The 11,443-nt window shown below is 71.9% G+C and carries 11 protein-coding genes and 1 riboswitch; of the genes, 5 read left to right on the top strand and 6 right to left on the bottom strand.

Going from position 1 to position 11,443, the window contains the following annotated elements; genetic code table 11:
- Positions 1–283: 283 nt before the first annotated feature.
- Together GA0115240_RS15270 and GA0115240_RS15275 are read left to right on the top strand one after the other, a co-directional pair.
- A complete protein-coding gene (locus tag GA0115240_RS15270; protein ID WP_256069818.1) occupies positions 284–1,639 on the top strand; it encodes a serine hydrolase domain-containing protein in 1,356 nt (451 codons plus the stop codon).
- Positions 1,587–3,020, top strand: coding sequence for a globin domain-containing protein (locus GA0115240_RS15275; RefSeq protein ID WP_093737219.1), 1,434 nt, complete (start codon positions 1,587–1,589; stop codon positions 3,018–3,020). The genes GA0115240_RS15270 and GA0115240_RS15275 overlap by 53 nt, the downstream gene beginning before the upstream one ends.
- Before the next feature lie 70 nt (positions 3,021–3,090).
- Here GA0115240_RS15275 and GA0115240_RS15280 read toward each other — a convergent pair whose 3' ends face one another.
- The 3 genes from GA0115240_RS15280 to GA0115240_RS15290 form a co-directional block, all read right to left on the bottom strand.
- Positions 3,091–3,603, bottom strand: a complete 513-nt coding sequence (locus tag GA0115240_RS15280; protein ID WP_093737220.1) for an NUDIX domain-containing protein — start codon at positions 3,601–3,603, stop codon at positions 3,091–3,093.
- Positions 3,604–3,772: 169 nt separating this feature from the next.
- Positions 3,773–4,903: a cystathionine gamma-lyase gene (locus GA0115240_RS15285; RefSeq protein ID WP_176725086.1), complete on the bottom strand. Its 1,131-nt coding sequence runs from the start codon at positions 4,901–4,903 to the stop codon at positions 3,773–3,775.
- The gene (locus GA0115240_RS15290; protein WP_093737222.1) at positions 4,900–5,277 is read right to left on the bottom strand and encodes a phage holin family protein; all 378 of its coding nucleotides are present in this window, start codon (positions 5,275–5,277) and stop codon (positions 4,900–4,902) included. The genes GA0115240_RS15285 and GA0115240_RS15290 overlap by 4 nt, the downstream gene beginning before the upstream one ends.
- Positions 5,278–5,388: 111 nt before the next feature.
- Between GA0115240_RS15290 and GA0115240_RS15295 the strand changes: the two genes are divergently transcribed.
- Positions 5,389–5,706, top strand: a complete 318-nt coding sequence (locus GA0115240_RS15295; RefSeq protein ID WP_093737223.1) for a cupin domain-containing protein — start codon at positions 5,389–5,391, stop codon at positions 5,704–5,706.
- A gap of 242 nt (positions 5,707–5,948) precedes the next feature.
- The gene (locus tag GA0115240_RS15300; protein ID WP_161302232.1) at positions 5,949–6,164 is read left to right on the top strand and encodes a DUF5326 family protein; all 216 of its coding nucleotides are present in this window, start codon (positions 5,949–5,951) and stop codon (positions 6,162–6,164) included.
- Between the two features lie 69 nt (positions 6,165–6,233).
- Here GA0115240_RS15300 and GA0115240_RS15305 read toward each other — a convergent pair whose 3' ends face one another.
- Positions 6,234–7,682 carry a YibE/F family protein gene (locus tag GA0115240_RS15305; protein ID WP_093737224.1) on the bottom strand — a complete coding sequence of 483 codons (1,449 nt, stop codon included), beginning with the start codon at positions 7,680–7,682 and terminating at the stop codon, positions 6,234–6,236.
- A 61-nt stretch (positions 7,683–7,743) separates the two neighbouring features.
- Positions 7,744–7,888, top strand: a riboswitch (TPP riboswitch).
- Here GA0115240_RS15305 and thiC point away from each other — a divergent pair.
- The gene (gene thiC / locus GA0115240_RS15310; RefSeq protein ID WP_093737225.1) at positions 7,881–9,698 is read left to right on the top strand and encodes a phosphomethylpyrimidine synthase ThiC; all 1,818 of its coding nucleotides are present in this window, start codon (positions 7,881–7,883) and stop codon (positions 9,696–9,698) included. It overlaps the preceding riboswitch by 8 nt.
- Before the next feature lie 37 nt (positions 9,699–9,735).
- On the opposite strand, the gene GA0115240_RS15315 is transcribed toward thiC, so the two are convergent.
- Together GA0115240_RS15315 and GA0115240_RS15320 are read right to left on the bottom strand one after the other, a co-directional pair.
- On the bottom strand, positions 9,736–10,113 hold the full coding sequence (locus tag GA0115240_RS15315; RefSeq protein ID WP_093737226.1) for a hypothetical protein: 378 nt from the start codon (positions 10,111–10,113) through the stop codon (positions 9,736–9,738).
- Between the two features lie 138 nt (positions 10,114–10,251).
- Positions 10,252–11,100, bottom strand: a complete 849-nt coding sequence (locus GA0115240_RS15320; RefSeq protein WP_093737227.1) for a hypothetical protein — start codon at positions 11,098–11,100, stop codon at positions 10,252–10,254.
- Positions 11,101–11,443 lie beyond the last annotated feature (343 nt).

Here is an 11,443-nt window from a genome sequence, read left to right on the forward strand (position 1 = left end):
CGGCCCCGGGCCGGCCGCACCGGTCTCCCACCTGCCGCGCGGAGTACCGTCGTCGCGGATCGCGATCGGTTCCGTCCGTCTCTCCGTGCGTCCCGGCCAGGCGCCGGTCCTGGCGCCGGTTGCGAGCGGTGCGGCCCGTGCCGCGCCGGATCAGGACCCATCTGCTCCATCCGCCCCATCCGCCCCAGTGAGAGGTGTACGACGCGTGACAGCTGAGCCCCGACCCACGGCCCCCTCCCCTTCTTCTTCCTCTCCCGCGCAAGCCCCGGACGACGGCGATCAGTTGCTGCCGAGCACCCGGCGGGCCCTGCTGCACCGCGTGGCGGTTGGACAGGCCCGAGGCCGTACGCCCTCACTGGTCGGGGCGGTGGTACGTGACGGGCGACTGGTCTGGAGCGGCTCGCGCAGCATGATCGAGGGGCACGCGCCGGACACGGACACCCAGTACCGGATCGGCTCACTGACCAAGACCTTCGTGGCCGTACTCGTGATGCGGCTGCGGGACGAGGGACTGCTGGCGCTCACCGACCCGGTGGGGCGGCAACTGCCGGAGCTGGGCGCCGAAGCCGGCGCGCTGACCGTCGGTCAGCTATTGGCGCACACCTCCGGGCTGGCCTCGGAGACGCCCGGCCCCTGGTGGGAGCGGACACCGGGCGAGCTGCGGCCCGAACTCGCCGATGTGCTGGGCTCCGACCCGGTCAAGCACCCGGCCGGGAGCCGCCACCACTACTCCAACCCCGGCTTCGCCCTGTTGGGCGCCCTGGTGGAGCGGCTGCGCGGTGTGCCCTGGGGCGAAGCACTGCGGACCGAGGTGCTCGACCCGCTCGGTATGCGTCGCACGACGCTGCTGCCGCAGGCACCGGCCGCCGGGGGCTTCGCCGTTCACCCGTGGGCCGATGTGATGACGCCCGAGGCCGTGCAGGAGACCGGGCGGATGGCGCCAGCCGGACAGTTGTGGTCGACCGCGGCGGATCTGGCGCGGTGGGCGGCCTTTCTGGCGTCGGGACACGAAGGGGTGCTCGCCCCGGCGACCGTGGAGGAGATGCGGCGCCCGGCCGCACCGCCCGAGGCCACCGATCCGGACGGCGGCTACGGCCTCGGTGTGCAGTTGACACGCCGGGGCGGGCGTTCGCTCGCCGGGCACACCGGTTCGATGCCGGGATTCCTCGCCGCGCTGTGGGTGAGTGTCGAGGACGGGGTGGGCGCGCTGGCCCTGGCCAACTGCACCTCCGGGCCTGCCGTCGGCGCGGTGGCGGCCGATCTGCTGGCGATCACCGCCGACGCGGAGCCCGGTTTCCCCCGGCCCTGGCGGCCCGCCGACCCGGTCGATCCCGCACTCCTGGACCTCGCCGGGCCCTGGTACTGGGGGACCTCCGGCTTCGCGCTGCGAGTGCGGTCCGGCAGTGAGCTGCAGCTGGCGCCGTTGGCCGGCCAGGGCCGCGGATCGAGGTTCCACGTGGAACACGACGGCACCTGGACCGGCCGGGAGGGCTATTTCGCAGGTGAGACCCTGCGGGCGGTACGTCGGCCGGACGGCACCCTCAGCCATCTCGACCTCGGCTCCTTCGTGTTCACGCGTGCGCCCTATGATCCGTCAGCGCCGGTGCCGGGCGGCTTTCCGGGCTGGTCGGACCGCTGACCGCGGCGTCGCTGTCCGTACCGGCCGAGGGGTGCGGCAGGATCGCACTGGGACCGCGGCGGCGCCCAGCAGTCCGGCCGCGACCGATGCGGTCCGACGGGCACCCGTCACGCTGTGTGTTCCACGTGAAACATCGCGCAGTCACATCGGAGGCTACGCGACCTGCCCGGCCCGAAAAGGGTCCTTTCAGCAATTCGCCCGGTGCGCACACCGGACATGCCACGCTCCCCCCATCATGGACGCCAAGCCTCCGTCGCCGGACGCCTTTCTGATCCGGCGCACCCTGCAGGAGATCGCACCGAACGCGGACAAGGCCACCTCGTACTTCTACGCGCTGCTGTTCGTCCGCCACCCGGAACTGCGCGACATGTTCCCGGTGGCGATGGACACCCAGCGCGACCGGCTGCTCAAGGCCCTGCTGACCGCCGCCGAGCACATGGACGACACCGCCGCGCTCACCGACTACTTGTCCGGCCTGGGCCGGGGCCACCGCAAATACGGCACCCGGCCGGAACACTATCCGGCGGTGGGCGAGGCGCTGCTCGGTGCGCTCGCCCGTTACGCGGCACCGGTCTGGGCCCCGCAGACCGAGGCGGCCTGGGTGCGAACGTACACCGCGATCTCGCAGATCATGATCGACGCGGCGGCGGCCGACGAGCGGACCGCCCCGGCCTGGTGGCACGCCGAAGTGGTCGGCCACGAACGCCGCACCTCGGACGTGGCGGTGATCACCCTGCGGCCCGACCAGCCGTATCCCTTCGTCGCCGGGCAGTACACCTCCGTCGAGACCCCGTGGTGGCCCCGGGTCTGGCGGCACTACTCCTTTGCCGCGGCGCCACGCGACGACGGGCTGCTCAGCTTCCACATCCGGGCGATCCCGGCCGGCTGGGTGAGCACCTCACTGGTCCACCGAGCCGTCCCGGGCGATGTGATCCGGCTCGGGCCGCCGGCCGGCTCGATGACGGTCGACCACACCACCGACGCCGGCCTGCTCTGCCTCGGCGGCGGCACCGGCATAGCGCCGATCAAGGCACTCGTCGAGGACGTGGTCCGGCACGGTGGCACTCGTGATGTCGAGGTGTTCTACGGCGCCCGGCACCGCTACGACCTCTACGACCTGGACACCATGCTGGCCATGGAGCGCGAGCACAACTGGCTCTCGGTGCGCACGGTGATCTGCGACACCCCGCCGGACGCGCTGACCGGTCCGCTGCCCGACGCCGTCCGCCGGCACGGGCCGTGGGAGGAGTACGACGCCTATCTGTCCGGGCCGCCCGGAATGGTCCGCAGCAGTGTGGACACGCTGGTCAGGATCGGCATGCCGGCGCACCGGATACGGCACGACCTCGGCCACGGACCGCTGGTGACCGTCGAGTACTGAGCCCGTCCCGCGGGCAGCGCTGCTCGTTCCCGGGCAAGGCCGCCCGCGCAGCCGGGGACCAGGCCCGGCCTCAGCGCAGATCGGGCCCGAGCAGCCCGAGCACTCCCTCGATGTTCGCGTCCAGATAGTGCCGCAGGGTCAGCGGGACGATGTCCACCGAGGCCAGGCCCAGCCGGCTGAAGGGCACCCGCACCACCTCGTACTCGCCGCACGGCTGCTCGATCTCCGGACCGTGCCGCCGTGCCAGGTCCATCGACTCCAGCCGGCACACGAAGAAGAACTGCACCTTCACCCCGTGCGAGCCGTCGTCGGCGAGGTGCTCGGTGGTGTCGACGAAAGCCGGCACCGGGTCGACGACCTTGCCGCCCAGCTCCTCGTCGATCTCGCGGTGCAGCGCGGCGAGGATGCCGGCGTCCTCCTCCTCGACTCCGCCACCGGGGGTGAGCCAGTACGGGGCGATGCCGGGCTTGGTGCGCTTGATCAGGACGAGCCGGTCACCGTCGATCAGGATGGCGCGGGCGGTGCGCTTGACCACCGGGCGGGCAGCGGTGTCGGGGTGGTCGGGGAGTGTGTCCGAATGCATGCCAGAGGTCTGCCGCGCCGGCGCCGGGGGCAAACGTGCTCACGCGGCCGAATCGGAGCATTCGCCGCCACCCGGCGGATCCGGCGCATCCACCGGACCCGCGTCGAGCCCCGGTCAGACCCCGGTCCGCGTCGAGCCGCGAGGAACCCGGTCCCGCGTCGAGCCCCGGTCAGGACATCGCTTCGTCCAGCGCCCGCAGTACGTCGGCCACGATGTCGTCCGGGTCCTCGACGCCCACCGAGAAGCGGATGAAGCCCGGTGCCACCGCGTCGGCGCCCCATCGGGCCCGGCGCTCGGCCGTGCACTGCACGCTGCCGAAACTCGTGGCCTCCGCGGTCATCCGCAGCGCGGCCAGGAAGCGTTCGGCGTGCGCCCGGCCCGGGAGGGTGAAGGACACCACGCTGCCGAACCGCCGCATCTGGGCGGCGGCGACCTTGTGCGCGGGGTCGGTCGGCAGGCCCGGGTGGCGCAGCCCGGTGACCTCGGGCCGCTCCAGTAGGGCGCAGGCCAGCGCCAGCGCGTTGGCCGCCTGCCGGTCCACCCGCAGCGCCAGCGTGGCCAGCGAACGGTGCGCGAGCCAGGCCTCCATGGGACCGGGGATGGCGCCGACGGTCTTGCGCCAGTTGCGCACGCCGGCGGCCAGCTCGGCGTCCCGGGTGGTGACGTAGCCGAGCAGCAGGTCGCCGTGCCCGGTGAGCGCCTTGGTGCCGCTGGCCACCGAGAAGTCGGCGCCGAGGTCGAGCGGGCGCTGGCCGAGCGGGGTGGCGAGGGTGTTGTCGACGGCCACCAGCGCGCCGGCCGCGTGTGCGGCCTCGGCCAGCCGCCGGATGTCGCACACGTCGAGCTCGGGATTGGACGGGGTCTCCAGCCAGAGCAGCCGGGCGCCCTCCAGGGCGGTGAGCTGGGCGTCCCCCGCGGTGGGCGCGAGCCGGACCTGTACGCCGTACGACTCCAGGCGCTCCTGGAGCGCGCGTGTCGTCTGGTAGCCGTCCGACGGCAGGACGACGACCTGCCCGGACCGCACCTGCGACAGCAGCACCGCGGCGATCGCGGCCATCCCGGAGGCGAAGGTCAGGGTGCGGGCGTCCGGATCGTCGGGCGCCTCCAGCGCGGAGATCGCCTGCTCCAGCCGGTCCCAGGTGGGATTGCCGTCGCGGCCGTAGGTGTAGGGGCCGCTCGCCTCACCCGGCAGGTGGTAGTGCGAGACGAAGGACGGGCCCGGCAGCGACGGCTGGTACGCGGTCGCCGGCGGCCGTCCGGCGTGGACGCTGCGAGTGCTGTCCCCGGAACGGGTGCTCACTCGTCGTCCGGAAGGACGGTGGACAGACCCCAGGAGACGATGCTGACGATGAGGGCGCCGAGTACCGCGGTCCAGAAGCCGTGCACGTGGAAGTCGAGGCTGAGCTTGCCCGCCAGCCAGGAGGTGAGCATCAGCATCAGGGCGTTCACCACGAGGGTGATCAAGCCGAGAGTGAGGATGAACAGCGGGAAGGACAGCACTTTCACCACGGGCTTGACCAGCCAGTTCACCACGCCGAAGACCAGGGCGACGAGGATGAGGGAGAAGGTCTCTCGCCAGATGGAGTGACCCGGGAGGGTGATGTCGGCTATCAGCCAGGTGGCCACACCGAGGGCCCCGGCGTTCGCCAGGGTCTTGACGATGAAATTCTTCATGAGTGCGATCGTCGCAGACACGATCACCGGGGCAAGAGACCGGGCAGAAACCGTAGCGGGATCGGGATCGGGACGCACCCCGATCGGGACCGCGGCAGCTGAGGAGTGGCTATGAAGGTGTTCCGGCTGGACGACCTGGACGCGGAACGGGCCGCCAACCAGGGCGCCTACCTGCGCTTCTTGAAGGAGCGCACCATGTCGGCGGGGCTGTACGCGCTCAAGGCCGGCGAGAGCGATCCGCAGGGGCCGCACGCCCAGGACGAGATCTACCTCGTGGTCAGCGGCCGGGCGGCGATCACCGTGGGGGAGGAGACCACGGCGGTCGCCCGCGGCAGCGTGGTCTACGTGCCGGCCGGGACGGCGCACCGCTTCCACCACATCACCGAGGACCTGCGGGTCATGGTGGTCTTCTCGCCACCGGAGGCATAGCGGCCGCCCGGGCTCTTCGCGCCGCCGGCGGCCCGGAGACCGGCGGACCGGCGAGCCCCGCGGACCCTAGGGGTCGGTTCAGGGTGCTGTCCGGTCCGGCGGATCTCCGCGGGCGGCCGGTGTGGCTCTACAGTCGAAGCAGTGGGATACCGCGCGACACCGCGTCCGGTGTCCCGCGGACAGGAATCACCGGCGGAAGGCCGTCCGGGAACGCGTGGCGACCTAGGAGTGTTGAGACGGTCATGGAGAAGCTGCTGAAGAGCCTGCCGTGGTGGGTGAAGTGGATCGCGATACCGGTCATCGCACTGGTGGTCTTCGGTTCGCTGATCGCCAGTCTGGTGAGCATCGTGGTGGGCCTGCTGTTCAAGGTCCTGGTCTTCGTGATTCTGGTCGGCGCGCTCGTGTTCGTCGTGAAGCGCGTCACCTCCGGCGGGTCGGGCTCCAAGCGCGACTGGTGAGCCGCCCGAGGGCCGCGCCGCCGGAGATGTCCGGGGGTGCGGCCCTCGGGACACCCCCGGCGAGCGGGTTCACCCGCCGCCTGCCGGCTGACGTGCCCCCTTGGCCCGGCGGTGGCCGCCACCGCCGGCCGGGCGGGCCCCGGGCACGCCGCCCGGTCCGGCCGGTCCGTCCTCCTGGCGCGGATGGCGGTCGGCGCTGACCACCAGCGCCGCGAGCAGGGTGGTCAGCGGCACCGACGCCACCAGCCCGATACTCCCCACCAGCGTGCGGACGATCTCCTCGGCGACGAGTTCGCTGTCCGCCACCCGCAGCACCCCGCTGCGTGCGATCGAGAAGAGCAGCAGCAGCGGGAGCGCGGCGCCCGCGTACGCCATCACCAGCGTATTGACCACGGAGGCGATGTGGTCGCGGCCGATCCGCATGCCGGACCCGTAGAGCTTGCGCCAGTTCGCGCCCGGGTCGGCGTCCTTCAGCTCCCACACCGCGGCGGTCTGGGTGACCGTCACATCGTCCAGCACACCGAGCGAGCCGATGATCACCCCGGCCAGCAGGACGCCCTTGATCTGGATGTCCGGGTAGAGGTTGTGGATCAGGCCGGTCTCGTCCGAGGTGTTGCCGGTCAGACGCGCCCACGAGATGAAGACCGAGCCCAGCACACCGATCAGGAACAGCGAGCACAGGGTGCCGAGCACCGCGACCGAGGTGCGCGCGTTGAGGCCGTGGCAGAGGTAGAGGGCGATCAGCATGATCGCGCTGCCGCCCACCACCGCCACCAGCAGCGGATTGTCGCCGTGCAGGATCGCCGGGAGGATGAACAGCGTCAGGATCGCGAAGGAGATCGCCAGCGCGATCAGCGCGGTCAGGCCCCGCAGCCGGCCGACGAGGACGACGGCCAGCGCGAAGATCCCGGCCAGCAGCGCCAGCGGCAGCCCGCGGTCGACGTCGGTGACCGAGTAGCGCATCCCGGGCGGCGCGTTGGGGGCGTAGGCGAGGACGACGCCTTCGCCCCTGGTGTAGCGGCGGGTCTGGTCCGGCTGCACGATCTCGGTGTAGTGACTCCCCCGGTCGGGGCCCGAAGTGACCTCGATGGTGGCCTTTTGGCAGATGTCGGCCTTGGCGGCACCGGACGTCGACCCGGCGGCCCCGCCCGCCGTTGTCCCGCCCGTCGCTGCCCCGGCGGCCGGATCCGCGGCGGCCGGCGCCGCGCCGACCGAGGCGCAGGAGGCATTGACGAGCGCGGTGACCTTGCCGTCGCGGGTCTGCTGGTCGAAGCCGACACCGCTCCGGGCGTGGCCGGGCGCGCCCCCCGGCCACAGCAGGACCAGGCCGACCACCACCGCGGCGCCGAACGGCACCAGGATCGCGGCGATGACCTTCCGCAGGTGCTTCGAGACCGGCGGCACCGGACCGTGGTTGTGGCTGTGACCGTGACTGTGACTGTGGCCCTGGCCGGGGTGCTGACCGGGGTCGGTGCCGCTGCCGCTGTCGCCCTGCGGGTGCGCCTGGGAAGAGTCCACCGGCCGATCATCGCAAGACGCCCTGGTGCGTGTCCGCAGTCAGCCGCTACCGTGGTCCCACCTTTGCAAACGCGGGAGCTCGGAGCACCGGGCTGAGAGGGCGCTGACCCGTCGGAGCGGCTGACACGGCCGCGACGCGACAGCTGCGCCGACCGCTGAACCTGTTACCGGGTAATGCCGGCGTAGGGAGTGGGTCTGATGACCATGCAGGATGCCCGCACGCGTGAAATCGGCTGGCACAAGTCGTACCTCACCGGATCACGGCCCGACCTGAGAGTGCCGGTCCGCCAGGTGCACCTCACCACCGGGCAGGACGTGACGCTCTACGACACGTCGGGCCCGTACACCGACCCGTCGGTGGAGACCGACGTCCGGCGGGGCCTGGCCCCGGTCCGGGCGGACTGGATCATCGAGCGCGGGGACACCGAGCCGTACCCCGGCCGCCCGGTGCGACCCGAGGACGACGGCCTCAAGCCCGCCGCCCCTGGCGCGGGGCTGCGCAACCTCGACGCCGTCTTCCCCGGCCGGCCGCGGCTGCCCCGCCGCGGGCACGACGGGCGGCCGGTCACCCAGCTCGCCTACGCGCGGCGGGGCGAGATCACCGCGGAGATGGAGTACGTCGCGCTGCGGGAGAACGTCCCGCCGGAGGTGGTCCGCGAGGAGATCGCGGCCGGCCGCGCGGTCCTGCCGGCGAACGTCAACCACCCCGAGATCGAACCGATGATCATCGGCAAGCGCTTCCTGGTCAAGGTCAACGCCAACATCGGCAACTCCGCGGTCACCTCCTCCATCGAGGAAGAGGTGGACAAGATGACCTGGGCGACCCGCTGGGGCGCCGACACGGTGATGGACCTGTCCACCGGGCGGAACATCCACACCACCCGCGAGTGGGTGCTGCGCAACTCCCCCGTGCCCATCGGCACCGTCCCGCTCTACCAGGCGCTGGAGAAGGTCGACGGCCGCGCCGAGCAGCTGAGCTGGGAGGTCTACAAGGACACCGTCATCGAGCAGGCCGAGCAGGGCGTGGACTACATGACCGTCCACGCCGGGGTGCTGCTGCGCCATGTGCCGCTCACCGCCCGCCGCAAGACCGGCATCGTCTCGCGCGGCGGCTCCATCATGGCCGCCTGGTGCCTGGCCCATCACCGGGAGAGCTTCCTCTACGAGAACTTCGAGGAGCTCTGCGACATCCTCGCCGCCTACGACGTGACCTACTCCCTCGGCGACGGCCTGCGCCCCGGCTCCATCGCGGACGCCAACGACGAGGCCCAGTTCGCCGAGCTGCGCACGCTCGGCGAGCTCAACACGATCGCCAAACGGCATCACGTACAGACCATGATCGAGGGCCCGGGCCACGTACCCATGCACAAGATCAAGGAGAACATCGACCTCCAGCAGGAGCTCTGCGAGGAGGCGCCGTTCTACACCCTCGGCCCGCTCACCACCGACATCGCGCCCGGCTACGACCACATCACCTCCGGTATCGGCGCCGCGATGATCGCCTGGTGGGGGACCGCGATGCTCTGCTACGTCACGCCCAAGGAGCACCTGGGGCTGCCCGACCGCGACGACGTGAAGACCGGCGTGATCACCTACAAGATCGCCGCGCACGCCGCCGACCTCGCCAAGGGCCACGCCGACGCGCAGGCCTGGGACGACGCCCTGTCCGACGCCCGGTTCGAATTCCGCTGGGAGGACCAGTTCCAGCTGGCCCTCGACCCGGACACGGCCCGTTCCTTCCACGACGAGACGCTGCCCGCGGAGCCCGCCAAGACCGCCCACTTCTGCTCCATGTGCGGGCCCAAGTTCTGCAGCATGAAGATCTCGCACGACATCCGCCGCACCCACGGCGCCACCGGTTCGGCCGCCGGTTCGGCCGCCGATCCCGATACCGCCGACGGCACCGCTTCCGGCACCGCTTCCGGCAGCGCCGCCGACATCGCCGCCGGCATGGCCGAGAAGTCCCGCGAGTTCGCGGCGGCCGGCAACCGCGTCTACCTCCCGCTCGCCGACTGACCCCGCTCACCGAAAGGCAGGCCGCCCCCGGTCCCGGTCATCCGAGCGACGAGTTGACCGGGACCGGGGGCGCCTGGCCCACCGTGACGAAACTGCGCCAGGGACCCTGGCCCGGGCCGGCCTTGATGGACAGGGTCGTGCTGAGGTAGGCGCCGGGCACGCCCCCCGGGTCGTCGCAGTTGGCGCCCTTGTGCAGCACGATGTCGATACCGGTGGTGTTGGTGACCTGGGTCAGGCCACGGGGGGCGAGATGGTGGCAGGCGCCCTCGATCTGGACCGGATCGTTGACGGTCTGTGAGAAGTGCGGGCCGTTGGTGCCCCGGATCTGACCCCCGCTGGAGTCGGAGCAGGCCGCAGCGGTGAGAACGAGCGGGGCGATCGTGCACAGGGCTATGAGAGGACGACTCAGGCGCATGGGCTTCTCCCGTTCTGACCGGGTACGGGAGCAGTCAAACAAGGCGCCGCGTCCGGGGCGACCCGGCGCGGCCATCCGGAGGACCACGGGGCGGCGGCTCACCCGGCTACCGGGGCCACCGCGGCCACCACGGCGCGGCTACTCCGGCGCGTGCTCCGGGCCGCCCCAGTCGGGGCTGCTGTAGTCCGGGGACGAGAAGCGCGGCGCGGTCGGCCGGGGGTCCTGGGGCGAGGAGAAGTCCGGCCGGGAGTAACCGAGGTGCGGCATGCGCGGGGTGGCGGCGGGCGGCGTCGGAGCGGGCGAGTGGGGGGTGGTGGCCTGTCTGATCGTGTCGTCGAGGAAGGGCAGCATGCCCAGCGACAGCAACGCCTCGCGCCAGCGCTCCCGTGCCTGGGTGACCTCGGGCGACAGCGAGTCCGGCGCGTCGTGGATCGCGCCGGCGCCGTCGCGCAGCGCGGTCAGCAGCAGCCCGATCCCGCCGAGCAGGGCCGACGCGGCGGCCAGGGCGGCGAAGAACCAGCCGGCCGTCCGCAGCGGCGAGGCGATGGCCGGCTCCGGCGAGACGGCGTGCATCGCGTAACCGATGAGCAGAAAGATCACCGCTGCGGCGCCGGCCAGCAGCGGTGTCAGGACCGCGAGCACCGGTATGAGCCCCGCGCCGGACCCGGCGCGGTCCGCGACGCCCATCGCGGCGTAGCCGAAGGCGCGGTTCTCGCGGGCGCTCGCCGCCTCGCGCACCTCGTCACGCGTCTCGGTACGGACGGCGAGGTACGCCACGTATTCGGCGGCCGCGGCCGCGTTGATCTCGTCGGTGGCGGCGAGCGCCAGGGTGCGCAGTTGCTCGGCGTTCAGCGGCAGGCCGATGTCGCCGGGGACCGGCCCGGAGCCACCGCCGCCCATGTCGTCGAGAGCGATACGCAGCGCGTCGTCGAGGACATGCTCGAAATCCTGGCGGTCTTCGTTGAGCAGGTGTGGAGCGCTGTTCATGTGTGCATCCCCCGATGCTCCGACTCCCCAGGCGCGGCCGGCGTTGTTCCACGTGGAACCGCCTCGGCCGACCGGATGCCCGGAGAGCGGTGGGCCTACGGATACAGCGATGGTAGGGCGGTACGGCAGGCCGTGACAGGGTGCAACCAGGAAATGTGCGCGGGTCGAAGCTGCCGTGCTAGTGCTGTGACCGGACAGGTCCACCGGTTTGCGACGCCCGGCACGGCACCTCGCTGCGTTGTCGAAGTCGCCCGAGTACGCCCAGTACGAGGACGACGCTCCGCCTTGCGATGCACCGCACCGGACGCCGCGAACCTGGCGAACCCATCGGGCCGCAGCACTA

This window comes from Streptomyces sp. DvalAA-14 (assembly GCF_900091855.1).
Taxonomy (GTDB): domain Bacteria; phylum Actinomycetota; class Actinomycetes; order Streptomycetales; family Streptomycetaceae; genus Actinacidiphila.